This is a genomic window from Clostridium sp. Marseille-Q2269, assembly GCF_943736985.1.
GTDB lineage: Bacteria > Bacillota > Clostridia > Clostridiales > Clostridiaceae > Clostridium_F.
In genome coordinates, this window is the sequence record NZ_CALSFS010000001.1 from 767100 (window position 1) to 791422 (window position 24323).

Annotated in this window: 29 protein-coding genes and 2 pseudogenes; 3 read left to right on the plus strand and 28 right to left on the minus strand. The window is 26.7% G+C overall.

Annotated features, from left to right (window positions below; all coding sequences use genetic code 11):
• Position 1: 1 nt before the first annotated feature.
• The 15 genes from NGI68_RS03400 to NGI68_RS17215 all read right to left on the minus strand — a co-directional run bounded on the left by NGI68_RS03400 (position 2) and on the right by NGI68_RS17215 (position 11323).
• Positions 2–766: a formate/nitrite transporter family protein gene (locus NGI68_RS03400; protein WP_251860076.1), complete on the minus strand. Its 765-nt coding sequence runs from the start codon at positions 764–766 to the stop codon at positions 2–4.
• A gap of 101 nt (positions 767–867) precedes the next feature.
• The gene (locus tag NGI68_RS03405) at positions 868–1557 is read right to left on the minus strand and encodes a Crp/Fnr family transcriptional regulator (RefSeq protein ID WP_251860077.1); all 690 of its coding nucleotides are present in this window, start codon (positions 1555–1557) and stop codon (positions 868–870) included.
• A gap of 209 nt (positions 1558–1766) precedes the next feature.
• A complete protein-coding gene (gene cobO / locus NGI68_RS03410) occupies positions 1767–2288 on the minus strand; it encodes a cob(I)yrinic acid a,c-diamide adenosyltransferase (RefSeq protein ID WP_251860078.1) in 522 nt (173 codons plus the stop codon).
• Positions 2289–2474: 186 nt separating this feature from the next.
• Positions 2475–3311, minus strand: coding sequence for a GHMP family kinase ATP-binding protein (locus tag NGI68_RS03415; RefSeq protein ID WP_251860079.1), 837 nt, complete (start codon positions 3309–3311; stop codon positions 2475–2477).
• Positions 3312–3481: 170 nt separating this feature from the next.
• Entirely contained in the window at positions 3482–4270 is a 789-nt protein-coding gene (locus tag NGI68_RS03420) for a sirohydrochlorin cobaltochelatase (protein ID WP_251860080.1), read from the minus strand.
• A gap of 67 nt (positions 4271–4337) precedes the next feature.
• Positions 4338–4823: an ECF transporter S component gene (locus NGI68_RS03425; protein ID WP_251860081.1), complete on the minus strand. Its 486-nt coding sequence runs from the start codon at positions 4821–4823 to the stop codon at positions 4338–4340.
• Positions 4824–4925: 102 nt separating this feature from the next.
• The gene (locus tag NGI68_RS03430) at positions 4926–5159 is read right to left on the minus strand and encodes a PF20097 family protein (protein WP_251860082.1); all 234 of its coding nucleotides are present in this window, start codon (positions 5157–5159) and stop codon (positions 4926–4928) included.
• Positions 5160–5306: 147 nt separating this feature from the next.
• A complete protein-coding gene (locus NGI68_RS03435; protein ID WP_251860083.1) occupies positions 5307–6074 on the minus strand; it encodes a cobalt-precorrin-6A reductase in 768 nt (255 codons plus the stop codon).
• Between the two features lie 155 nt (positions 6075–6229).
• Entirely contained in the window at positions 6230–6961 is a 732-nt protein-coding gene (gene cobJ, locus NGI68_RS03440) for a precorrin-3B C(17)-methyltransferase (protein WP_251860084.1), read from the minus strand.
• Positions 6962–7212: 251 nt separating this feature from the next.
• The gene (locus NGI68_RS03445) at positions 7213–8502 is read right to left on the minus strand and encodes a cobalt-precorrin 5A hydrolase (protein ID WP_251860193.1); all 1290 of its coding nucleotides are present in this window, start codon (positions 8500–8502) and stop codon (positions 7213–7215) included.
• 139 nt (positions 8503–8641) lie between these two features.
• Positions 8642–9406, minus strand: a complete 765-nt coding sequence (gene cobM, locus NGI68_RS03450) for a precorrin-4 C(11)-methyltransferase (protein WP_251860085.1) — start codon at positions 9404–9406, stop codon at positions 8642–8644.
• Positions 9407–9562: 156 nt separating this feature from the next.
• Positions 9563–10279 (minus strand): cobalt-factor II C(20)-methyltransferase, encoded by a 717-nt coding sequence (locus NGI68_RS03455; protein ID WP_251860086.1) that lies wholly within the window; start codon positions 10277–10279, stop codon positions 9563–9565.
• Between the two features lie 231 nt (positions 10280–10510).
• A complete protein-coding gene (locus NGI68_RS17210) occupies positions 10511–10831 on the minus strand; it encodes a YnaG family membrane protein (RefSeq protein WP_502799370.1) in 321 nt (106 codons plus the stop codon).
• Positions 10832–10985: 154 nt separating this feature from the next.
• Positions 10986–11195, minus strand: coding sequence for a hypothetical protein (locus tag NGI68_RS03465; protein WP_251860088.1), 210 nt, complete (start codon positions 11193–11195; stop codon positions 10986–10988).
• 35 nt (positions 11196–11230) lie between these two features.
• Positions 11231–11323 (minus strand): DUF8582 domain-containing membrane protein, encoded by a 93-nt coding sequence (locus tag NGI68_RS17215; RefSeq protein WP_502799371.1) that lies wholly within the window; start codon positions 11321–11323, stop codon positions 11231–11233.
• Between the two features lie 265 nt (positions 11324–11588).
• Between NGI68_RS17215 and NGI68_RS03470 the strand changes: the two genes are divergently transcribed.
• Entirely contained in the window at positions 11589–12806 is a 1218-nt protein-coding gene (locus tag NGI68_RS03470; RefSeq protein WP_251860089.1) for an IS701 family transposase, read from the plus strand.
• Positions 12807–12918: 112 nt separating this feature from the next.
• On the opposite strand, the gene NGI68_RS03475 is transcribed toward NGI68_RS03470, so the two are convergent.
• The 12 genes and pseudogenes from NGI68_RS03475 to NGI68_RS17035 all read right to left on the minus strand — a co-directional run.
• Positions 12919–13305 (minus strand): hypothetical protein, encoded by a 387-nt coding sequence (locus NGI68_RS03475; RefSeq protein ID WP_251860090.1) that lies wholly within the window; start codon positions 13303–13305, stop codon positions 12919–12921.
• Positions 13306–13525: 220 nt separating this feature from the next.
• Complete coding sequence (locus NGI68_RS03480; RefSeq protein ID WP_251860091.1) at positions 13526–14140, minus strand: DUF3267 domain-containing protein; 615 nt, start codon at positions 14138–14140, stop codon at positions 13526–13528.
• Between the two features lie 14 nt (positions 14141–14154).
• On the minus strand, positions 14155–14715 hold the full coding sequence (gene cbiT / locus NGI68_RS03485) for a precorrin-6Y C5,15-methyltransferase (decarboxylating) subunit CbiT (protein ID WP_251860092.1): 561 nt from the start codon (positions 14713–14715) through the stop codon (positions 14155–14157).
• 132 nt (positions 14716–14847) lie between these two features.
• Positions 14848–15489: a cyclase family protein gene (locus tag NGI68_RS03490; RefSeq protein WP_251860093.1), complete on the minus strand. Its 642-nt coding sequence runs from the start codon at positions 15487–15489 to the stop codon at positions 14848–14850.
• 34 nt (positions 15490–15523) lie between these two features.
• A complete protein-coding gene (gene cbiE / locus NGI68_RS03495; protein WP_251860094.1) occupies positions 15524–16177 on the minus strand; it encodes a precorrin-6y C5,15-methyltransferase (decarboxylating) subunit CbiE in 654 nt (217 codons plus the stop codon).
• A 226-nt stretch (positions 16178–16403) separates the two neighbouring features.
• Positions 16404–17621 (minus strand): IS701 family transposase, encoded by a 1218-nt coding sequence (locus NGI68_RS03500; RefSeq protein ID WP_251859887.1) that lies wholly within the window; start codon positions 17619–17621, stop codon positions 16404–16406.
• Positions 17622–17816: 195 nt separating this feature from the next.
• Complete coding sequence (cbiD, locus tag NGI68_RS03505; RefSeq protein WP_251860095.1) at positions 17817–18896, minus strand: cobalt-precorrin-5B (C(1))-methyltransferase CbiD; 1080 nt, start codon at positions 18894–18896, stop codon at positions 17817–17819.
• Between the two features lie 115 nt (positions 18897–19011).
• Positions 19012–19533 (minus strand): GrpB family protein, encoded by a 522-nt coding sequence (locus NGI68_RS03510; protein ID WP_251860096.1) that lies wholly within the window; start codon positions 19531–19533, stop codon positions 19012–19014.
• Between the two features lie 108 nt (positions 19534–19641).
• Positions 19642–19938 (minus strand): hypothetical protein, encoded by a 297-nt coding sequence (locus tag NGI68_RS03515; protein ID WP_251860097.1) that lies wholly within the window; start codon positions 19936–19938, stop codon positions 19642–19644.
• A gap of 61 nt (positions 19939–19999) precedes the next feature.
• On the minus strand, positions 20000–20521 hold the full coding sequence (locus NGI68_RS03520; RefSeq protein WP_251860098.1) for a nitroreductase family protein: 522 nt from the start codon (positions 20519–20521) through the stop codon (positions 20000–20002).
• A gap of 165 nt (positions 20522–20686) precedes the next feature.
• Complete coding sequence (locus NGI68_RS17030; RefSeq protein WP_353505350.1) at positions 20687–21238, minus strand: ATP-binding domain-containing protein; 552 nt, start codon at positions 21236–21238, stop codon at positions 20687–20689.
• An 18-nt stretch (positions 21239–21256) separates the two neighbouring features.
• Positions 21257–21649: pseudogene (locus tag NGI68_RS17035) on the minus strand (UvrD-helicase domain-containing protein); the annotation flags it as partial.
• Positions 21650–21738: 89 nt separating this feature from the next.
• Here NGI68_RS17035 and NGI68_RS03530 point away from each other — a divergent pair.
• A protein-coding gene (locus tag NGI68_RS03530) for an IS5 family transposase (protein ID WP_251860099.1) occupies positions 21739–22508 on the plus strand; the annotation gives its coding sequence in 2 pieces (ribosomal slippage) (positions 21739–22066 and positions 22066–22508; 771 coding nt in all).
• 319 nt (positions 22509–22827) lie between these two features.
• On the opposite strand, the pseudogene NGI68_RS03535 reads toward NGI68_RS03530, so the two are convergent.
• A pseudogene (locus tag NGI68_RS03535) lies at positions 22828–23025 on the minus strand (helix-turn-helix domain-containing protein); the annotation flags it as partial.
• Between the two features lie 137 nt (positions 23026–23162).
• On the opposite strand from NGI68_RS03535, the gene NGI68_RS03540 reads away from it, so the two are divergent.
• On the plus strand, positions 23163–24044 hold the full coding sequence (locus tag NGI68_RS03540; RefSeq protein ID WP_251860100.1) for a DMT family transporter: 882 nt from the start codon (positions 23163–23165) through the stop codon (positions 24042–24044).
• The last annotated feature ends 279 nt before the right edge of the window (positions 24045–24323 follow it).

Here is a 24323-nt window from a genome sequence, read left to right on the forward strand (position 1 = left end):
ACTATTTTTTTGATATTTTATAATAAGATAATCCTACAAATAAAGCTCCACCTATAATGTTTCCTAAGGTAACAAAAATCAAATTATGGGCTAATCCACCTATGGATACTCCTACTCCATGTGGTATAAATAAAGCTATAGAAAGTAGTGTCATATTTGCCACACTATGTTCAAATCCTGATGAAATAAATGCAAATAAGCACCAGAATATTATTATAAGCTTTCCTACCTCTTCTTTCATTTTTAAACTACACCATACAGCCAAGCATACTAAAATATTACACAATACTCCCCTTAGTAATAATTCCATTGGTGGTAGCGTCATTTTTGTTTGTGCTACTTTTAAAATAAATTTACCTACAGCTCCTTTTGCTAATCCTGTATTAACAAATATTAAAGCTAAAACCATAGATCCTATTAAATTTCCTATAAAACTAAAAACCCATATATTTAATGTATCTTTCCATGTAGTTTTTTTATTTAAAGTTCCTATAGTCATGACCATATTATTTCCTGTAAAAAGTTCTGATCCTGCCATTATTACAAGGCTTAAGGCTATACCAAAAGATAATCCCATAATAAGCTTTACATAAAGAGATTTACTTTGAGTTAGATCTCCCCCCAATGTGAATATAAGTATGATACCTATGCCCACATAAATTCCTGCAAGTGCAGAAGATATTAAATATCCCACTTTATTATTTTTTAGTAAATTTACTTTGCCTTCTGCTGCATTACTGATTTTGTTAATTTCTTCACTATACATAACCTACCATCTCCTTTTATTCTTTTAATAAATTATACAAACTGTATTATTGCTTTATAATTAATTTTACAGTGGTAACTAAAAAAAGTATGTGATAAATATCACATACTCTTAAAAAATTCTGACAACTTATTTCTATCTTTAATTATTATTTTTTTACCTTCATAATATATTAATTCTCTATTTTTTAGTTCTTTTAATGCTCTAGATATAGTCTCTCTTGAACTTCCTAACATTTCTGAAAGATAAGTTACTGTTATATTTAGCTTTATAACTTCTCCATTTTCTTTATCCTCACCATAATCTTTAGCTAATTTCCATAACTTAGCCGCTACCCTTTTTTCAATTTTAAGAGGCACTGTATTTTTTAGTTGTCTATACATTCTTCTTATTTTATTAGTCATTGAAAACATTACTTCTTGTGTAAAATCAAAGTTTTTCTGCATTATATGTAAAAAGTCTCTTCTCTTTATTGATAAAATTTTGCTATTTTCAAATCCTTCACAACATATAGATGCTGCTTTTTTATCTAATATAACCTCATTTATAATTTTACCTTCATCTATTATAAATATTATTCTTTTCTGACCATTTTCTGAATTTCTGTATAGTGTAACTTTTCCCTCTAGAAGTATATATACAGTATCTATATAATCTCTTTCATAAAATAAAACTTCTCCCTTTTTTAGATTTATTAATATAGCATTTTCTTCTATTATATCTAATTCTCTATTTTTAAGGGTAGAAAATATACTTAAATTTTTTATTTTATTCTTTGTTGATCCATTCATAAGAATTAATCACTCCATTTTTTATGTTTATATATGGTTTACTGTAAGCACTTTTAATTTTTAACCTAATTATGTACTTTTAAATACCCACTGATAATTCTTATTTAAGTTATATATATTAAAATTATAAATTGCTTATTTTTATTATAAATATCTATTTTACTTAAACATTTATACAAATATATTTTAGACCTATATTTTCCTATATTCTAATTTTCTATTCCTACTCTTGCAATTACCCCTTTTTTATAATAATGTTTTATTTCTTTCATTTCTGTTACCAAGTCAGCTTTTTTTATTATTTCTTCTTTTGCATATCTTCCTGTTAATATGACTTCTACTTTAGCATCTCTCTTATCTAGCACTTCTATTACTTCCTCTACATTAAATAATCCATAGTATAAAGCTATATTAATTTCATCCATAACAACTATATCATATTCACCAGAAGTTAATATTTTTTCTATTTTTTTTAGACCCATTTGAGCCAATCTTATATCTTCTTCATCTGGTTTACCAAGTATAAATTTACCTTGTCCAAACTGTTCCACAGTGAAATTAGGCAATATGGTAGGGGCTTTTAATTCGCTGTAGTTCATTCCTTTTGTAAACTGTCCAAAGAAAACTTTTTTTCCTGCACAAACCGCTCTTAATGAAATTCCTAAAGCTGCTGTAGTTTTGCCTTTTCCATTTCCTGTATAAACTTGTATGTATCCCTTTTCTGATTTCATAATTACACCTTCTTATTAATTTTATGTTATAGTTAATGTTTACTCTTGCTTCATATATATAATATTATTATAAAAAAACATATATTTATTAGTAAAACACAAAATTTTTATAATAACTGTAATATTATGATTTAATAACTTTTAATATATTCAAATTATGTTTATTGGTATCTTAATTATCTAAAGCTATACATTCTTAATATTTAAAACCGTTTCTAAAGTATAGTTCTTAATATTTTTTATAGGAGTAAGCTTTTTTTTCACTCTCATTAAATCTTCTTTATTATCATATACTATTCCTAATGCATCACCACTATGGCACCCTATTATGCCTAGTCCACCATTTCTATTTTTATATTCAGAAACTATATTAAAATAATCATAACTTAATCTATGGAAGTTTCTTTTTATACTTTCCTCTGAAATTTTAGCTATATTTTTAATATCTTTTTTTTCTATACTTTTTGTTACATCAGGTATTAAATCTTCTATGGAATTCATTTTTTGTGGAATATTATTAAAATCTAAAGTATTTATAATTCTATTTCCTTGAAAAACTAATATATAGAATTTTATATATGGCCCTAATTTTTCTTTAAAGCTTCCATTTTTATAATCAAACAGAGTAAATTCATCAAATATTATACTATCTGTTGGTTCTATTTTTAAACAATTCTTCTGTAGTTCTTCTATATAATAATTCTTTTTAAATAATTGAGTCAATGCCTTATAAGTAGCACATAAATCTGCAGTACTACTAGCTAATCCCTTTCCTCTTGGAATTTTACTATTTATTTCTATATGTATATTATTTATATAATATGTATAACCCCAGTCTATAAGTATATTTTCTATAAATTTATTGGCTTTAATATTCTTGTATAATTTTTTTTGTTTTCTACTTTCAAATAACCTGACATAAGTATATAGATTTATAGGGGAAGAAACCAATACAGGCTTTTCCCCTAAATTCCCTTGAAGTATTTCGCCGAAACTTCCTGGATATCTTGATGTAACTTCCATGAAATATTCTCCTTAACATATATGGTATGCATTATTTTATAACTATGTTTCTTTAACCAATCTAAAATTTACCTGATAAGACTTTAATCAAGCAACTAGTAAATTTATAATACATCTATACTTGTGTTATAACAATTTATCCAATGATTATAAATATATAATTATACTTTTTATTGATCTATTTCTTCTTTTATATGATCTCTATATATTTTTTGGAATTCTTTATTGGAACCTAATCCTTTTAAATATAATTTTACATTAAATCCTTCTCTTTTTAAGATACTTTTCCATGAATTTTCATCTTCTCCTGCCATATCATTATTAGCATGATCCCCTGCAACTAACATAAACGGCATTAATAATACATCTTTTACTTTATTTTCTTTTAACTTTGGTATTACAGATTGTATAGAAGGATCACTTTCTACACTACAAAGATACATATTACAATTTATATGTTCTCTTAAATAATAATCAAATTGAAAATAAGCAGCATTAGCTGGATGTCCTGTTCCATGTCCCATAAGTATTACAGCTTCTTTATCATTCAACTTAGGTAATTGAGTTTTTAAAGCTTCTGTTGCTATCTTATAGTCTTCATTTTTAAATAATAAAGGTTTTCCTAATTTTATTACCTTAAATTCGTCTTTAAATTTTTCAACAGCCTTCTCTATTTTCTCATATTCTTCTCCAAACATTATATGAAGAGGCTGAACTATTACCTCCTCATAACCTTGCTTTTTAAGTTCCTCTAACGCTTCCATAGGATTATTTATTTTTATATTATCTCTTTCATAAATTTTATTTATTATCATATAGGAAGTAAATGCCCTTTTTATATCATAACCTTCAAAGCTTTCTTTTATAAAATTCTCTGTACTTTCTATACAATCCTTTAATGTTTCTTCATAACTAGTACCAAAACTCACCACTAGTATAGCTCTTTTGTTTTTACCCATATATTTTCTCCTAACTTTTTGTACTATTATTAAACTTTCATATTTTCTAATAATCACTCACTATGTATTATATTTTACTGAAAATACTTTCTGGAATAAATCTATATATTATAATAGCTATTATTACATTTGCTAAAGCTGCTAAAGAAAGGATTGGTAATAAAACTATCACCCCTTTACCTGCTATAGGAATTATAGCAAACACAGATACTGGTCCATTTATAATAACTGCTACTATTACTGCAGCTATAGCTGCTAAAATATTATTTTTATTTTTAAATTTATTATAAACTATTCCAAATAATATCATTGTTACTGCCATATCTACCATAACTATCATATGTACTGGTAAGCTTAATGGGAATCCACTAGTTAAGGCACTTAAAAAGTGAGCTACTGCCCCTATAATAGCTCCTATAATAGGGCCTAATATTAATGTTCCTAAAAATGCTGGCATAGAATCAAATGCTATACTTTCCAGTATTTTTATATTTGCTCCTATGAAACTTAAAGCTATAAGTAGCCCTATAACAACTAATCTTTTAGTTTTCATCCTATCTGTTTCCTCCAATATTAAGTTTTTAGTATTATAACTATTTTTTATATGCTCTTATTTAATTATAAAGCATAAATAAGTCATTGCTTTTATATTATTTTATTTAAGATCTATAATAATTTTATTGCATACTTTACATTTATAACATTGTATAGTAGTTTTCTTCAATTTACTATTATGACCTTCTGCAATTATATTATCTCTATCTAAATTAACTTCCATCTTATGCAATATTCCATTATGTCCTGAATTTTGTACCCACCTTAAAGGTGCAATGCCACTACCTTCAATTTCACCTTTAGCCATTTCATTAGTACAATATGGACACTTCATTTTATCACCTTCCTGTGTTTTTATTATATTAAATTCTTGTAATATTTATTTTAAACCTATACTAGGACTTAGTATATAATTTATAATTCTCCATTGAAAATTAACTATTAAATATAAACTGTTCACATTTAATAATTATTTAGAATTCTAAATCACAGTTAATTTTATATATTTCACTAAGTCTTTTGTATTATTAAATTCTCTTTTGTAATCTATCCTCTTTCTCATTATTACCAAAGCGTATATATCACATTCTATGCAAGCCAATATTTTTTCCTTTGTGCCTCCCTGAGGTCCGCTATCTTTTAATATTAATGCTTTTGCATCATAATCTTTTATAAATGCTTTATTTAGTTCTTTGCTTATTGGCCCTTTTATAGCCATAATATCCTCTACCTTAACCCCTAATTTAAAACATTCATCTAAAACTTTTACAGATGGCAGTACTCTATGTATTATTCTATTTTCTAATTTTAAATCTAAAATTTTTCCTATGTTTCTGCTACCAGACGTATTTAATATATTTCCTTTTACATTTTGCACGGCCTCATTTAAATCTTTGTAATCATCTAAAAATATTACCTTATCATTTTTTTTAAACTCTTCTGCTGAGGATGGTCTTTCATATCTTACATATTCTATGCTGAGTTTCTTTGATACATCTCTAGCATTTTTAGTTACTTCCAAAGCGTAGGGATGGGAGGCATCGATTAATACATTAATTTGATTTTCTTTTAGCATGGATGAAAGTTCTTCTTTATCTAAAGGTTTGGTATTTATTTTTTTATACTTATATCCTTTTAAAATTTCTCCACCATAGGCAGTGGCTGTGGATATTAATATATCATCTGTAAACTCATTTAACATGGAAAGTATTTCTCTTCCCTCTGAAGTTCCTAATATTAAAGCTATCATTTAATTTCTCCTGCATTTCACATATTATTAGTTTTAATTTTCATATATAGGATTTATAACTTTAATTTTAACTTCCCCATAGTAGTGCTTTACCACTATTAATTTATATTTAATTATTTTTTGTTAACCTTACTCAAAATCCTATATAACATTTTTTAATCTTTATTTACTTTGTAACCTCTTCTAGTTATAAATTTTCCCTCTTTAATAAAACTACTACTGTTACCTATTATTATTGTAGATAGCATATCTGCAAACTCATCTGTGAAATTTTCCAAAGTATAAATATGTATTTCTTCACCATTCCTTAGTGCATTTTTTACCACTGCAATAGGTGTATCTTTACTCCTATATTCCCTCACTATTTCTATACATTCTCTTAAATAATGAGGTCTTCCCTTACTCTTAGGATTATATAAAGATATAACAAAATCCCCTTCTGCTGCCAATTTAACTCTCTTTTTTATAAGTTCATAAGGTGTCATTAAGTCACTTAAACTTATATTACAATTATCATGCATAAGAGGTGCTCCTATTATGGAAGCTGCAGAAGTAGAGGCTGTTACACCTGGAACTATTTCAATTTGTAAATCTTTATTCTTGTTCATTTCTAATATAAGACCTGCCATGCCATATATGCCTGCATCACCTGTACTTATTACTGAAACAATTTTATCTTTACTTAATTGTAATGCTCTTTGGCACCTTTCTTCTTCTTTTTTCATTCCTGTAGTATGTACTTCTTTTCCTTCTATAAGAAGCTTTACATAATCTATATATTTTGAATAACCTACTATTACATCACTTTCTTCTAATACCTTTTTAGCTTTTACTGTTATATGTTCTAAGCTTCCTGGCCCTATGCCAACTACATAAAGTTTTCCCATGCTTTATTTAGTAAGATTTATATTAAGCTTTCATTAATGATCTTTAATGAAAATATGCTTTATAATTACTAAACCTCACTAAATTTTCACCTCTTTTCTTTTTATACTTTTCACATATACTTGTAAACATAGAAATATTTTTAGAAATTAACTAACTAAAAATATAAAATCATATCTTTGCTATTTTAACCTTTTTAAATAATCTAATTTTTATAATGTCTAAAATTTTAACCATCAAATAAGTTCTAAAATTATAGTTTCCCTATAGCCAAAGTCATGCCATTTAATTTTTGTTTTTCTTTAATTATTTTTCCACCTTTTAATTCTATACATGGCTCACACACTGATCCTACACCTATAGTTTTTCTTACAAAATCACTACCTTTAAATTTATGTTCAACTTTTTTTAGTTCTTCTATATTATAAATTATAAGAGGACAATTTAGAAATTTTGAAAGTTCTATTAATGCTTTTTCATCTTTCTTTATTTCCACGGAAACAATGGAGTTTACACTATTTAAATCTATATTTTCTTCTTTTAAAGTCCTTATTACATTTTCTCTCATTTCATTTTCATCATAATTTTTTTTGCAACCAATGCCCAAAACTATGTTTTTTCTTACTAATTTTAAAGTTGATTTTAAATTTAAATTTAAACTTTGATTTTGTAGTAAATACTTATTGTTATCTTCCATTTTCCAATGTTTAAGTCGTAATTTTGTTTTTTTATAATCCTTTATATTTTTTTCTTCACTGTTATCTCCATTAAATTTATTTAAATATAATGCTCTAGCTTTATTTATTAAATATTTCTCTACATTATCTTTGCTTGTTACTAAAACTACTCCTTTAGCATCTTCTATATTATGAATATAACCTTTAGGAAAACCGACTAAATTTTCTTCATCTACAAAGGCTACTTTCTCTCCATTTACAAGTAAAGCAGATATATCCTTTGCTTTCTTTAAATCCTCTATTACTAAATCATTTTCTTTTGCTATAATATCTGGTGCCTTTATATTTAAATTATCTGTAGCTGTAGTTATTACAGGTTCTGCTTCTAATATTTTAGCTATGTTTTCTGTTAATTCGTTAGCTCCACCTAAATGTCCACTTAGAAGACTTATAACATATTTACCTGTGCTATCTATTACTATAACTGCAGGATCTTTGTCTTTACTTTTTATGAAAGGTGCAATGGCTCTTACTGCTATACCTGTAGAACTTATAAATATTATAGCTTCATAGTTTGCAAAGGCTTTTTCTACTATTTCTTTTAAATTAAATTTTTCATCTTTAAAATACATTTTTTTATGTAGTAAATTTAAATTTCTGTGATTTAAATAACTATTGTTATAAACTAACTTTGAATTTTTATGATTCAAGTAATTTTTTTCATGTGGTAAATTAGTATATTTTTTCAATAAATATATTCCCTTATATTTAAAATCATTAGTTAATGGTAAAATTTTTTTAATATATTTAGAATATATATCCACATCCATATTATTCTTAACGTTATAAGCTATATAATTACCCATTTTAGTTACATTAATTATGGCTATTTTATTTTTTTCTTGTTGTTTATATAATCTATGATTTTTCCATTCCTTGCTATAAACTATAATATTTCTCACCACCAATGTTGCATATATTAATCTGTTGTGCTAATTAAAGCTGCTACTCTTTTATTCCTTTTCTAAATTCATGGGTAAATTTCTTATCGTATAGTAAACTTTTATCGTATTTACAATCTATAAAATCTCCCACTAATATTTGAGCTGTTTTTGTTATGTTTCCTTTTTTAACTTTCTCTGATATATCATCTAAAGTTCCTATAACCATCTTTTCATCATCCCAAGTTGCTCTTTGAATAACTGCTATTGGTACGTTTCTTCCGTATCCTTTTCTTAACTTTTCTACTACTTTATCTATCATGCCTACAGATAAAAATAGTGCCATGGATGCCCCTCTACTTGCTAATATCTTTAAGTCCTCTTTTTCTGGTACAGGTGTTCTTCCTTCCACTCTTGTAAGTATTAGGGTTTGGCTAACTCCAGGTAGTGTAAATTCTTTTTTTATAGATGCCGCCGCTGCAGTAAAGGAGCTTACTCCAGGTATAACTTCATAGCATATATTCAATTTATCTAGTTCATCCATTTGTTCTTTTATAGCCCCATATATGGATGGATCTCCTGTATGAAGTCTTACTATACACTGGTGATTTTTATGAGCATTTTTTATAACTTCTATTACTTCATCTAGTGTCATAGATGCTGAATTATAAATTTCTACTCCTTCTTTACAATAATTTAAATGTTCTTTACTTACCAATGAACCTGCATATATGACTACATCTGCTTTAGTTAAAATATTTCTTCCCTTTATAGTTATTAAATCTGGATCTCCAGGACCAGCTCCTACAAAATAAACTTTACTTTCCATTTTAAATCTCCAATCTTCTTCAAAATAAAGTAACTCTTATAATATTAACATTAATTTTTCTATTATTTTCTCAATAATTTTATACTATTAATAACCGCTCTAATACTCCCTATAGTCTACAAACAAATATAAACCTACAGAATCTATAAATGCATTCTATTCCTTGTTAGCTATTATAAGGGACATATAGTCTTTAGAATTTAAGATCTCTTCTCTTGTTTTTAATATTTCTTGTCCATCTCTATATGCTCTTTTTACACATACATATTTAAAACCTTTTTCATCTAATTTGTTTAAAACTTCTTCTGCATTTTTATAATATTTCATTATTACTAAATACTTTTCATCTTTTATAGTATCCAATCTATTTCCTGGCAATATTAAAAGTGGTTCATCACCTATAACTAATGTTTCTCCTGCTAAACTTGCTGCTGCACAAAAGGATGTTATTCCTGGTACTGTTTCTATATTTAAATTATGACTTTTCATATATTCTAATAAATATATATAAGTACTATATACAAATGGGTCTCCTATGGTTAGAAAAGCTACATTTTTACCTTCTGATAATAGTTTTTCCATAAATCTATAGTTTTCATATATCTCTGCTTCCTTTTCCTTTTTCATTGGAAAATATTTTAGATATATTTCTGCATTAGAATTTATAAAGTTTTTAGCTGTATTTAAAGCAATACTTTCTCCTCCTTCTTTTGCCGTTGGTGCTATAACAGCATCACAACTTTCTAAAATTCTTACAGACTTTATAGTTAAAAGTTCTTCATTGCCTGGTCCTACCCCAATTCCATATAAGGTTCCGTATTTTTTATCTGAAGCGCTATTTTCAAATTCTATATTATTATGTATATCTTTCATTTATTAACTCCTTAATATCAGTGATTTATATTTCTTCATATGAATTAATTTTAAGTATTTATCATCCATAAAAAAGTATGTATTAAACTTTTAATAACACTTATTATAGATTTCACTCTATTGTCTTATATTTATGTCCATATTAGATTATCTCCTTTATAAATATAAAAACTTTTTATATCACTTAATTTTAAATAAATTTATTTTTATTAAAATTTTGGTTATTACACATTAATATTTCACTAGGAATCTAAACAATAATGTGAAAATGAAAATTAAAAAGTATATAAATAGTGGTAGAAATAATATAGCATTAATAATAGTTCCCCATTTCCCAAATTTATTATATGATACTTTTATTGATGTAAATCCAATGCTAAAACCTATGGGAATTATACAAAATGTTGTTAACAAAAGTGTACTATTTAAGCTTTTATATAGCACTATTTTAAGAAAATAATTTAACATTAGTAACACTACAACCATAGATATTAGTAAAGAAACAATACCCAGTATATTACCAATATTTTTGCGAGAATTTTTGCTTTTCATGTATTACACCAACCTTGTCTTTCAAATGTTAAACAATTCGTTACTAAAATTCATTATAGTATATATTGTACTTTTTTCAACAATCATAGATTATCATATTATACATTTTATTTGAGAAAATAGTATGTTTATTTTTAATAAAAGATTTTATCTATTATAGTTCTACTTTACTTAAAAAATCAATATGTTCTTTTGCTTTAACTAATCCAGCTCCAGTAGCTAGTCTATATTTTTTAATGGCTTTAACATGTTTACCCTTTTTAATGAGATCTATAAGTTCATTATCTAACGCTTTTAATTCAATATCTGATAATGTGTTTTTATTAGACTCATTAGGATTTTTATAATTACTTATAGTAATCATAATATATGATACAGCTATAATCCCATAAACAATTGCTAAATAATATTTTTTTCAATAAAATACATTACTGATACCAAAGCAAAGCATATGGAAGCAATTGTCCACATTATCCAAGGTTTTAATTTCATTATTAACTCTCCTTAAATTTTTAATAATTAATACAAAACTACTAATAATATTAATTCTTTTTATCATAGGTCAATATTGATTAAATTACTACCTAAATTTTCATTTAAAATTTCTATTATTTTATTATAATCTTTATTTTTAACTTTAGTTATGCAAAATAAAAATCTAAATTGGTAAAACTACCAAAAAATAAATATGGCATACTTTCTCTCACTGTGTTATATAAAAGTTACCATACAAATATAAACACAGGAGGTAAAAAGTATGCCAAGTACTAATATTGTATCCATTAATAATGAACTTTACAATTACTTAAATGATGTAAATTATGGAATGTCTAAGCCTCAATTTAATCATTTAACCAATATTGCCAATGGATTAATTAATTTACCTGGCACTAAAACTTTATCTGAAATTGCTAAAAATGTGTTGCATTCAAAAGACAAAAGTTGTATTTATAGATTTTTAAGCCATTCTAAATGGGACCATAGTCTTCTGAACAACAATAGAATTAGCTATTTAATCTTTTTCCTTGAGCATAATATTAAACCTAAATCCGTAGGGTTTTTGATTATAGATGATACTGTAAATCCCAAGAAATCAGCAAAGAAAATGCAAGGATTATCTTATAATTACTCTCATACAGAAGACAAAAATATTTGGTCACATTGTGTGGTTACTTCAAATTTTGTTGTAAATGATAAATCTATTCCTTTACAATATAAACCTTACTATAAAAAGGAATTTTGCAAAGATTTAAATAAAAATTTTAAATCTAAGATTGATATTGCAAAAAATTTTATAACTTCTTTTAAAACTCCATCTAATTGTGAAAAAATGTATTGTCTTATGGATTCATGGTATACAAATAATAATTTAATAGAAGCATCTTTAGCAAAGGGCTACCACCTAATAGGAGCAATTAAATCTAACAGAAAAATATCTCCATTAGGAATTTCAATGCAGTTATCAAAATTTGAAAAATTCCTTAGTCCTAACACCTTAGACCTTGTTACAGTTGAAGGTAAGGACTATAGAGTATATACCTATGAAGGTAATGTTTCTAAATTCCCTTATGCTAAAATACTTATTTGCTATGAAGTCACCCATGATGGATTCAAGAACCCAGTATATTTGCTGTCTACCGACATCTTATTAAATGCAGAAACTATAATTAAATATTATTCTCACAGATGGACTATAGAAACTTCATATAAATATTTAAAAAGCAATTTAGCTTTTGATAAATATAGAATGCGTAGCATTTTGTCTATAGAACGATATTTTCTTATAGTATTCTTAATCTATAATTTTTTAGAATTATTTAGAGTTAGTTCCAACCACGGAGATTTTAAGACTATAGGTGAAACTCAGAAACATCTAAACAGCCTGACGGCAAAAGCACTTGTGTGCTTTATATATGAAAAATCAAAACAGAATATTGAACTAAAAGATATTTTATGTGAGCTAAAAATCCCTTAGAGTTTTTAAAAATTCATCATATAAAATTGGGCAAGTGTTTTCATATTATATGGATAATATATCATAATAAGTATAATATAGTCTCAATAGGTAATTTAGCTTTTGAAATTGCCTAACTAAAGTTTTTAAAATAAATTGTATTACAAATTCCATTTCCTGAATATGAAACTTTTATATTTTTCCCTTTATTTATATGAACTTCCTGTATCTTATTCCAAGGAACTAATTGTGCTAACCGATATGTAGATACAAAGCCTTTTAAAGTTATACCATCTTTTAAATAAGCTACTATATATACAATTGTACCTAATATTCCTACCAAATAATGTATCTGTGTTTTCCCATACACATAAGTAATATAAAAGAAAACTATGATGCCTATTATCAAAAATATTATTTCCATAAACTTCTTCTCTGTTTTTATTACTAATTGATTTAAAATCCTAAAATTATCAAAAATAATCCCTATAAATAAAATAACTACAATCCAATTGACCATATAAATATTCCCCTTTAATTTAACATAAACAAAAGAATGTTGATTTTGTCATCCTTACCTTCTTTTCTTTGTTGCCACAAAGTATACATTCATGCAAGTAAACACAATAACTGTAATAATATGTAAAACAATGTAATATATATCAGATGCAATGATTGCTTCATTTTCACTAATTTTACATCTTAAAAAATTATATTAACTTAATTTTCCTATTTCAAAATTACTTAAAATATGTTTCAAGCCCATTATTTATAACATATGAGCCTTTAGGGACTTGCATTGCTACCATAAATATATTTAAACAATCCACACAGGAGCCCATTGAATTTATTAAACATAATAAAGTAGTAAAATCATTTAGCCATCCAAAAACATTTAAAATAAATGGTAATATTACTGACAATAAAACAAATGGCATAATAGAAATAATTATAAATCTTCCTTTTCTAATTTTTTCAGTAGTATAAACAAATCCATAGAACCCATTAATACCCCAATAAGTTTTATCTGATTTTAATACATTAGGTATAAAAAGAGCATGAATAAATTCATGTATCATCATAAACATAAAAATTATAACAACATATATTAGTGTAAATAGATTTATTTTAAGAGAAATTTTAAAACCTTGTCCATTATTAAAAAACTGTTTAAGGGGTGTATATAAATAAAGTAGAATAGCTATAGAAATAGCACCATTTATAAGCATAAAGGGTATTGAAAATAAAGTTGCCATAATTAGATTAGATGGTTCTTTTAGTTTTGTCCATCCCTCTGATATTAGCTTCTTGCTCAGTGATTTATCTGTAGATGGTATTTTTCTAGTGTATTTCATTATTTAGAATCCTTTCATTTTTCAGCTGTTATTATAAATATGGGGTTATTTGCCATGAGCATGTTTGATTTTCCTTTAGATTTGCTTATAGAAACTTGTATACATTCTGTTTTATAATTTAATTTTTTTAAAGTGTCTAGCGCTATATATAAATTATTAATGGTTATAAAGTTTAAAACCATTATGCCTTTATTTAAAAGTTTCTGTGCATATTTCTCTATTATCTCCTCTAGGTTTCCTCCACTGCCACCTATGAATATACTATTAAATCTTTCATTTATGTTTTTTTCAACTTGTAAAGCTTTCCCTTCTATTATTTTTAAATTTTTACAGTTAAATTTCTCTTTATTTTTTTTTATAATATCTAAAGCTTCCTCATCTTTTTCTATAGCTATAACTTGTCCTTTTGTACATATATTAGCTGCTTGTATACTAATACTCCCTGTGCCCGCTCCCACATCTAGAACTTTTGAATTCTCATCTAAATTCATCTTTGCTATAGATAAAATTCTTATATCTTCTTTTGTCATGGGACAATTTCCTCTTATAAATTCTTCATCCTTTATATATTTCATGAACCTACACTCCATATTCTTATATTTATAAAATTAAAATTAACATATCTTATCCTAAGAAAATATATTATAAAAAACATAATATCAGTTATTTATAGTCTAATTACACCATTACTTATTTATAATCTAATTTTATATTATGGCTATTGCTCTAACAGGAGCCCCATCAGAATTCTCATACTTTATTGGAGCAGCACATAATGTAAATAATTCATTTCCCACCATGTCCAAATTAGTAAGATTTTCTATAATAAATATATTTCCTTTTGAAAAAAGTTTTTTGTGTATAGTTAAATTTTCATCATCTATTGGATCTATACCTATAACATCTAATCCTACCCCTTTTTTGTTACTATTAATTAAGTATTCTGCCACTTGTTCCGTTATATATGGGTAATTTCCAAAATATTTTTCTGTACCCCAAAATTTATCCCAACCAGTGTAAAATAAAATAAATTCCGCTTCATCGGCTTTTTCCTTTACCCTATTAACATAATCCATAGTAATTTTTTGTCCCTCTTTTACACCACTGCAATCTATAACTAATGCTTTTCCTACAAATTGTTCTACAGCTATTGAATTCAAATTAATCTTTTCAAAAAACACATGTGATGGTGAATCCATATGTGTTCCTGTATGAGAAGATAGTGTTATCAATGTTTCTTTAAAACCACTTTTCTCATAAGAATTTATAATTTCTAATTTTGGTTTTTCCGTACCTGGATAAACTGGCATATCTTCTGAAATAGTATGAGTTAAATCAATTACTTTCATAATAACACCTCACTACATAATAGTATTCTAGCAGCTACTTATCATTGATTTTAAAATTAACTTTCACATATACTACTGTTAAATCTGAAAAGCTCATATTTTTTAATTCTTTAGGATTTCCCTTTATTATTCTTTCTTCTTCATATGATAAGTTTTCTCCTACTACCACTTCTGCTTTTATATTGTTTTCCATTAATCTTTTGCACAGTTTATCTGGACTATTATTTTTATCTGTAAGCCAAATAGATTTTTCATAAGCTTTAACTTTTTCTATAAATTCTTCTTCCCTGCCATGAAGACTACCTAAAAAGCTATTTTGCCAACTTTCATTTATCTTTGCCATCATGTATTGATAAGAGCTTATACCAGGAATTACTTCTATTTCACCTTCATAACTATTTTTAATATAATTGCTTATACCATAAAAACATGGATCCCCAGAGGCTACTATAGCTATATTTCTATGTGTATTTTCTTTTATATAATTTAGTATTTCACTTAATTTGTTCACTATAATTTTATCATTTTTTATAAAATTTAAACTTTCCATAGCTCTTTTAAATCCTATTATTATATCTACATTTTCTAATTTTTCTATAGCAACAGATAACATATAATCTTTATGTCCTGGTCCCAAACCCACTATGTAAATCTTTTTAAATTGTGAATTTTTATGTATAGTACTCATGAAGGTCCTCCTTGTGCATATTGTGCACTTATAGTTTTATATAAATTTATTCTTTAAGATTTTAATGTATATATTCATTTAAAAGATTAATATTTAATTTATAACTTTAGTTAGGCAATTTCAAAAGCTAAATTACCTATTGAGACTATATTATACTTATTATGATATATTATCCATATAATATGAAAACACTTGCCCAATTTTATATGATGAATTTTTAAAAACTCTAAGGGATTTTTAGCTCACATAAAATATCTTTTAGTTCAATATTCTGTTTTGATTTTTCATATATAAAGCACACAAGTGCTTTTGCCGTCAGGCTGTTTAGATATTTCTGAGTTTCACCTATAGTCTTAAAATCTCCGTGGTTGGAACTAACTCTAAATAATTCTAAAAAATTATAGATTAAGAATACTATAAGAAAATATCGTTCTATAGACAAAATGCTACGCATTCTATATTTATCAAAAGCTAAATTGCTTTTTAAATATTTATATGAAGTTTCTATAGTCCATCTGTGAGAATAATATTTAATTATAGTTTCTGCATTTAATAAGATGTCGGTAGACAGCAAATATACTGGGTTCTTGAATCCATCATGGGTGACTTCATAGCAAATAAGTATTTTAGCATAAGGGAATTTAGAAACATTACCTTCATAGGTATATACTCTATAGTCCTTACCTTCAACTGTAACAAGGTCTAAGGTGTTAGGACTAAGGAATTTTTCAAATTTTGATAACTGCATTGAAATTCCTAATGGAGATATTTTTCTGTTAGATTTAATTGCTCCTATTAGGTGGTAGCCCTTTGCTAAAGATGCTTCTATTAAATTATTATTTGTATACCATGAATCCATAAGACAATACATTTTTTCACAATTAGATGGAGTTTTAAAAGAAGTTATAAAATTTTTTGCAATATCAATCTTAGATTTAAAATTTTTATTTAAATCTTTGCAAAATTCCTTTTTATAGTAAGGTTTATATTGTAAAGGAATAGATTTATCATTTACAACAAAATTTGAAGTAACCACACAATGTGACCAAATATTTTTGTCTTCTGTATGAGAGTAATTATAAGATAATCCTTGCATTTTCTTTGCTGATTTCTTGGGATTTACAGTATCATCTATAATCAAAAACCCTACGGATTTAGGTTTAATATTATGCTCAAGGAAAAAGTTTAAATAGCTAATTCTATTGTTGTTCAGAAGACTATGGTCCCATTTAGAATGGCTTAAAAATCTATAAATACAACTTTTGTCTTTTGAATGCAACACATTTTTAGCAATTTCAGATAAAGTTTTAGTGCCAGGTAAATTAATTAATCCATTGGCAATATTGGTTAAATGATTAAATTGAGGCTTAGACATTCCATAATTTACATCATTTAAGTAATTGTAAAGTTCATTATTAATGGATACAATATTAGTACTTGGCATACTTTTTACCTCCTGTGTTTATATTTGTATGGTAACTTTTATATAACACAGTGAGAGAAAGTATGCCATATTTATTTTTTGGTAGTTTTACCAATTTAGATTTTTATTTTGCATAACTAAAGTTATAATTGATTTAATATTATATGAAAAATTAAGTAACATAGACTTAAGCTGTAAAAATTGTATTGTCTTCATTTATTCTATAGATGAGTATAAAATTCCTTTCTCCATAGAATACATTACAATATCTGCTTTTATAGTGTCATAAGTATACTGCTGTATTTTGTTTATTATTTTCTCTCCTAAATTTTTATAGAGTTTTTCAAAACCTTCTCCTAGTAAATTTACTGCACCTTCTGTGGTTTTTTCATTGTATATTTTAGTTACTAATTCTCTATCATATCCCATAAGTGCTAATTCTAAGGCTAAAGTTTCCAATCTAGTATCACATATCCTACTATGAGTATTAAAACAACCTGATGCTATTTTAGATATTTTACCTATATGTCCTACTACAATTACTTTATCTAATTTCTTTGCCATACAACAATTAAGGGCAAACCCTACATAGTTGGACATTATAATCATATTATTTTCTTTCAAATTAAGTTCTTTGGCAAATTTTTCTCCCATGTTACCAAATAAAAGTATCAATTCTTTTTCACCATGGCAAGTTTTTTGATTTATTTCTAGTTCTACGGATGCTTTTAGGGCATCTTCAGACATAGGCATTACTATTCCCGTGGTGCCTAATATGGATATTCCCCCTAAGATATTTAATCTTGGATTGAAAGTTTTTTTAGCTATTTCTTCTCCTTTAGGAACAAATATAGTTATTTCTATACCTAAATCCTTTGGTGTTACTAATCTTACCTCTTTTTCTATCATAGAACGGGGCACTGGGTTTATAGCTGGCTCTCCTTTTTTTACATATAACCCTTCACCACAAACTACTCCAACACCCTTTCCACCCTTTAAGGTATATCCACTAGGCCTTTTTTCTGCTCTTGCCCATATTTCTATTCCATGGGTTATGTCTACATCATCTCCCCCATCCTTTATAACTGCACATTCTACAAAATTATCATCTATTACTATTTTTTCAATAGGAATAGTTATCTCTATGCCCTTAGGTGTATCTATACTTATTTCTTTTAATTCTTTATTATAAAAAAGAGCTATGGCGGCTACTTTAGCTGCTGCAGCTGCACAAGAACCAGTAGTATATCCGCATCTTAATTTTTTTCCATCACAATTTACATATAAATCTAGCATAAATCCTCCAAATTATATTTTGTTAATGCTACAATTTTTTTCTTTTCACCAAAATAGCACTTAATATTCCTATTTTCATTTAGCTACATTGCTATAATTAAATATATTAAAATATTTATCTTCCATTTGCCCAAACCTTAGCTTTTTCATCTATTTTTTTAATAAACCTATCCTTACCATTACAATATGAATCTATATCATATCTAAATTTTAAAGCTAATTCTTTTTTTAACTCTTCATATTCTTTAGCTTCTTCTTTATGTTCTATCATATAATCTCTAAAATTTATGTGTCTTTCTATTTCATAGTCACCTTTTTCAAATATGTGAACATGGTAAGTTCTATGATATAATCCTTTCATAAAAAATCTACATCCTTTTATTCCATATTCCCCTTTTGCAATATAACCTAAGGATTTCATATCTTCATTATAATTATCCATATTGTTAATATGTTCTACTTCTACTAATATATCTATTATAATCCCTTCTATAGATGTGCTACCAATATGATGAATTTTAACTATTTCTTCCTTCATTATATTACATATGTTAGCTGCTTCTTTTTCATATTTTATTTTCCATTCAGGATTATGTGGAACTACTTCTATTATTCTAATTTGTTTTTTCTCACTCATATTTTTACCCCCTTTATATATGTTCTGTCTACAGCAATCTAATACTTGCTTTTACCAATTTTATATAAAATTATTGTTGTTAACTCCATACATATGCAATGTAAAATACTAAGACATTTGTTTTTTTGAGAAAATATAAGGTAATAATTTCAAGTATATGCCAAACATAATTGCTCCTAATACAATACTTGGTGTATTATGCTTACCAAACTTTACATTTAATGATTGTTTAGCTGTTTCTATCATAAAGCCAATAATCATTAATGCTATGAATACAATTTTCTTATAATGTTTATACTCTTTTAATTTACCTATTAATACAACATGAAATTTAGATTTTTCAATTATCTTTTCAACACATATAATAACAGTCATAAAAACTACAAATTGTAGTATTATCTTCATATTTTTAAGCTCCAATCAATTCCACTATTAATCTATCTTTTTAAATATTAACTTTAATTTTCTAATTAAATTCATTAATATGAATTTTACTATAATCTAATTTTTCTTCACTTATAGGCTCCTTAACTTCGTCTTTATACCCTATAGCTATTATGCATTCTACCTTATAATTTTGTTTTATATTTAATTTTTCTTTTATATAATCCTCTGCCATTTTATTTTCATCATATTTTCTATTTCTTATTTGTGACCAACAAGATCCTAAGCCTAAAGATTCTGCTTCAAGTTGTAATATTATAGATGCTATAGAAGCATCCTCTACCCACACATCACTTTTATCTTCATCGCCTAATATAACTACTGCTAAAGCTGCATCCTTTATAAAGGTTCCTCCATGAGGTTTACATTTTGAAATATCATTTAAAATTTCTTTATCACCTAAGAATATAAACTCTAAAGGTTTTAAATTTCTAGAGGATGGGGCTAAAAGCAGTGATTTTTTTAAAGTTTCTAATTTTTCCTTTTCTATTGGCTTTTGTTGAAATTTTCTTATACTTCTTCTTTGTTTTAATAAATCTATCATAATTTTATTTACCTCCAAATCCTTTATATATATTTTCAATTTCATACTTTCTCATGCTTAACATTATTATATAATATTAGCAATAGAAACATATATTATTTTTTTAATATTACTTTAAATATTTTGTAAAAATAAGATAGACTTTTTCAGTCTATCCTATTTATTTCACTTTAATAATGGTGATACATTACCTAAATAAAATATATTTAAAATATGAAGGGCTCTTGTGCAAGCTGTATAAAGTAATAACCTATCCTCTTCATCCCTATACCTTACATCACTAGCATTATATATCATAACCACATCAAATTCTAACCCCTTGGCAAGGTATGCAGGAATAACTATAATATCATTAACATACTCATCATCTTCACTTACAATGATTTTAACATTAATGCTATCCTTTAAATAATTGTAAACTTTCTTTGCTTCATAAATATTTTTTGTTATTATTGCTATGGAATTATGTCCATTATCCTTATGAAGTTTTACCTCTTTAACTATTCTTTTGTTTATATCTTTTTCATCTAAAAGGCCAGTTAATTTTGGCCAATCTCCACTTCTTTGCACGTATTCATCCTGAATTTCTTTACTTAATATTTTTCGTGAAAATTTAGTTATTTCCATTGTTGACCTATAACTTTTAGTTAAATTTATTATAGAAGTATCTTCAGCTTTAAGTATATTTACAACATTGTTATAATTTTCAACATTCATATAAGGGTTAATAGATTGAGATATATCACCAAGAATTGTTTTATTTGCTTTTTCAAATAATTGATTAAAAATTTCATACTGTAATGGTGAATAATCTTGAGCCTCATCAATAATTAAATACTTTACTTCTTCTGTTTTTAAAATATCTCCTACAGCTCCTTTTATAAATAACAAAGCTATTTGATCTTCATAATTTATCTTTTTAGCTGTTAAGTTTTCTATGGTATACCTTTTAATTTCTATAATACTTTTATTATCATATTTAATATTTTCCATTTTTAATAAAACCTCTAAATCTTTATAAAAGGCTTTATAGCAATCCATCAAATGAAATTTAGTTTTTTGTTCTAGCTTATTAACTATAGTTTTAATTTCTTTCCCTACTAATGATTTACTTACTTTAACTATTTCATTTTTATCTAGGGTGTGTCTGAAAACTAACTAGTGCAAAAGACTTAAATTTTAGCTATAATAATATAAAAAACTATGAGGTTAAAACAATGACACAAAAACGCTACGAAATATCAGATGAACAATGGAATCAAATAAAAAACTTATTTCCTGTTGCAAAAACAGGAAGACCACCCAAAGATAATAGAATTATGTTCAATGCCATACTATGGATTGCAAGAAGCGGTGCTGCATGGCGTGATTTACCTGAACGCTTTGGGTCATGGAAAACAGTATATAGTCGTTTTTGTAAGTGGCGTGATGACGGTACTTTAGTAGTAATTTTTAAAGAGCTAACCTCAGAAGCAGATTATGAAAATTTAAGTATCGATTCAACATGCATTAAAGCCCACCAACATAGTGCAGGTGCTAAAAATGGGCTGTAAACAACGAAACGAAACAACATATTGGATTAAGCCACGGAGGACATACGACAAAAATTCATGCAGTTGTGGATGCCCTTGGCAATCCGGTATACTTCCAATTGTCATCTGGTAATTTACATGACAGTACACAAGCCATAGATATCCTTTCAAACATTGATATACAAAGTAGTAATATTTTAGCTGATAAAGCATATGGCACAAATGAAATTAGAGAATATATAACGTCACAGGGAGCCTCATATACTATTCCACCAAAATCTAATTCAAAGAATCCTTGGCTTTGTGATTGGTGGACATATAAGCAGCGTCATCTAGTTGAATGCTTTTTTAATAAAGTGAAGCATTTTAGAAGAATTGCTACTAGACATGATAAGCTTTCTTCTTCTTTTCTTGCATTTGTTTATATTTCTGCCATTTTTGTTTTATCTAAATAAGCTCTTGATATATTGTTTTCAGACACGCCCTAATTATAGCATATTTTGTAAATATAGTATTACTTATGATCAGGAATAGGATTAAAAACATGCACTAAAATCATAGAAATGCATAATGGTAATTTATATACTTAAAAAATAGATGATTCATTTACAATTACTATTAGACTAAATGTAAAAGTAATTTAACCCTTTATTCATAAGTTCAAGAATTGGTACTAATGTCATTCCTTCTTCCGTTAAGGAATATTTAGCTTATGATACACATCGCTCAAGTCTTTTACAAGATAAAATACCAACTGGATTCATTTATACAATGAATGTAACTAGTATATGTGACCTGTAGTCCGTTGGCAATCTTCCAAATTGTGTTGATGGTTGGGTTGGATTCTCCTTTCTCTATCTGAGAGAGCATTACCTTACTAACACCGGATAACTCGGATAACTGACCTAGACTAAGATTGCGATGTGTTCTTAACTTCTTTAAATTTGCTGAAATTATATAATTCAAGTTCATAGTAATCCTCCTATTGACAAATATATAGTACAATCGTAAAATATAACTAACGTTCAATAAAACGAATAGTTGTAAAATATATTTTACCGAATTGCTATTGCTATTGCGAGCAAAAGGCAGTTTAAAGGAGGATAATAATGAAGATAGCAAGGATTCAATTTCTTTTGTCAATGTTGATTGTAGGAAGCATTGGTTTGTTCGTTAGGAGTATTCCGTTCTCATCTGCACAGATTGCACTGGTAAGAGGCATATTGGGCTGTGCATTTGTCTTTGTTTTTAGTTTAATATCAGGTCAGAAGATAAGTGGAAAGAATATAAAGGCAAACCTATGGATTTTGATTGCTTCAGGTATTGCACTCAGTGTAAACTGGATTCTTCTTTTTCAAGCTTATAAGTACACAACCATATCCAATGCGACCATATGTTACTACTTCGCTCCTGTACTTGTAATGATTCTGTCTCCACTCATTTTGAAGGAGCCATTAAGTGTATTAAAGGTACTGTGTATTGTTGCTGCCTTAGTGGGACTGGCTTGTATTGCAGGGATAAGCAAAAAAACCGGTGCCAATGATTTTGTAGGTATTCTATACGGTCTTGGATCAGCTGTTCTTTATTCAACTGTAATATTCTTAAATAAGTGCTTGAAGGATATTAAAGGAATTGAAAGCTCTATTGTACAGTTAGGGGTTTCAGCTATTTCACTGCTTGCCTACGTACTTATGAGTGAAGGATTTAAGCTTGACAAAATGACAGTAACACCGATTGTATTGCTTTTGATTGTAGGTGTCATACATACTGGAGTTGTTTATCTATTATATTTTTCATCTATGCGACAACTTTCTTCTCAGAGCGTAGCAGCTTTAAGTTATATTGATCCGGTAGTCGCTATCCTTTTAGCATCCATATTTCTGCATGAAAAAATGACGATTGTACAGATAATTGGTGGTATTCTGATACTTGGGGCAACCTTTTTCAATGAAATATATGCTCAAAAAAAGAAGACTAGCAATATTCTATAGTAAATTCTAGATTATATAGCCAACTAATTTAACTAATAAATTTAGACTCAAAAATGCCACTGCACTAATCTACAGAGGCATTTTTTATACTTCTCTCAACTTGCTTTTCAATATAACATGCAATATTTTTGTCCATACTTATCGTCTCTTAAAAATACAGTTCAAATAAATAATAGACAGTTTACTATTATATGTAACTTAAAGTCAACTGTCTTTTTAATATTTAGTTCTCGCTTTAAACCTTAATATGGTATTGATACTATACTGCTTAAAAACCTC

Coding starts and splice junctions, on each gene's coding strand:
- NGI68_RS03400 (WP_251860076.1), bottom strand. CDS start 766: ATGTATAGTGAAGAAATTAACAAAATCAGTAATGCAGCAGAAGGCAAA.
- NGI68_RS03405 (WP_251860077.1), bottom strand. CDS start 1,557: ATGAATGGATCAACAAAGAATAAAATAAAAAATTTAAGTATATTTTCT.
- cobO (WP_251860078.1), bottom strand. CDS start 2,288: ATGAAATCAGAAAAGGGATACATACAAGTTTATACAGGAAATGGAAAA.
- NGI68_RS03415 (WP_251860079.1), bottom strand. CDS start 3,311: ATGGAAGTTACATCAAGATATCCAGGAAGTTTCGGCGAAATACTTCAA.
- NGI68_RS03420 (WP_251860080.1), bottom strand. CDS start 4,270: ATGGGTAAAAACAAAAGAGCTATACTAGTGGTGAGTTTTGGTACTAGT.
- NGI68_RS03425 (WP_251860081.1), bottom strand. CDS start 4,823: ATGAAAACTAAAAGATTAGTTGTTATAGGGCTACTTATAGCTTTAAGT.
- NGI68_RS03430 (WP_251860082.1), bottom strand. CDS start 5,159: ATGAAGTGTCCATATTGTACTAATGAAATGGCTAAAGGTGAAATTGAA.
- NGI68_RS03435 (WP_251860083.1), bottom strand. CDS start 6,074: ATGATAGCTTTAATATTAGGAACTTCAGAGGGAAGAGAAATACTTTCC.
- cobJ (WP_251860084.1), bottom strand. CDS start 6,961: ATGGGAAAACTTTATGTAGTTGGCATAGGGCCAGGAAGCTTAGAACAT.
- NGI68_RS03445 (WP_251860193.1), bottom strand. CDS start 8,502: ATGGGTAATTATATAGCTTATAACGTTAAGAATAATATGGATGTGGAT.
- cobM (WP_251860085.1), bottom strand. CDS start 9,406: ATGGAAAGTAAAGTTTATTTTGTAGGAGCTGGTCCTGGAGATCCAGAT.
- NGI68_RS03455 (WP_251860086.1), bottom strand. CDS start 10,279: ATGAAAGATATACATAATAATATAGAATTTGAAAATAGCGCTTCAGAT.
- NGI68_RS17210 (WP_502799370.1), bottom strand. CDS start 10,831: ATGAAAAGCAAAAATTCTCGCAAAAATATTGGTAATATACTGGGTATT.
- NGI68_RS03465 (WP_251860088.1), bottom strand. CDS start 11,195: ATGATTACTATAAGTAATTATAAAAATCCTAATGAGTCTAATAAAAAC.
- NGI68_RS17215 (WP_502799371.1), bottom strand. CDS start 11,323: ATGAAATTAAAACCTTGGATAATGTGGACAATTGCTTCCATATGCTTT.
- NGI68_RS03470 (WP_251860089.1), top strand. CDS start 11,589: ATGCCAAGTACTAATATTGTATCCATTAATAATGAACTTTACAATTAC.
- NGI68_RS03475 (WP_251860090.1), bottom strand. CDS start 13,305: ATGGTCAATTGGATTGTAGTTATTTTATTTATAGGGATTATTTTTGAT.
- NGI68_RS03480 (WP_251860091.1), bottom strand. CDS start 14,140: ATGAAATACACTAGAAAAATACCATCTACAGATAAATCACTGAGCAAG.
- cbiT (WP_251860092.1), bottom strand. CDS start 14,715: ATGAAATATATAAAGGATGAAGAATTTATAAGAGGAAATTGTCCCATG.
- NGI68_RS03490 (WP_251860093.1), bottom strand. CDS start 15,489: ATGAAAGTAATTGATTTAACTCATACTATTTCAGAAGATATGCCAGTT.
- cbiE (WP_251860094.1), bottom strand. CDS start 16,177: ATGAGTACTATACATAAAAATTCACAATTTAAAAAGATTTACATAGTG.
- NGI68_RS03500 (WP_251859887.1), bottom strand. CDS start 17,621: ATGCCAAGTACTAATATTGTATCCATTAATAATGAACTTTACAATTAC.
- cbiD (WP_251860095.1), bottom strand. CDS start 18,896: ATGCTAGATTTATATGTAAATTGTGATGGAAAAAAATTAAGATGCGGA.
- NGI68_RS03510 (WP_251860096.1), bottom strand. CDS start 19,533: ATGAGTGAGAAAAAACAAATTAGAATAATAGAAGTAGTTCCACATAAT.
- NGI68_RS03515 (WP_251860097.1), bottom strand. CDS start 19,938: ATGAAGATAATACTACAATTTGTAGTTTTTATGACTGTTATTATATGT.
- NGI68_RS03520 (WP_251860098.1), bottom strand. CDS start 20,521: ATGATAGATTTATTAAAACAAAGAAGAAGTATAAGAAAATTTCAACAA.
- NGI68_RS17030 (WP_353505350.1), bottom strand. CDS start 21,238: ATGAATGTTGAAAATTATAACAATGTTGTAAATATACTTAAAGCTGAA.
- NGI68_RS03540 (WP_251860100.1), top strand. CDS start 23,163: ATGAAGATAGCAAGGATTCAATTTCTTTTGTCAATGTTGATTGTAGGA.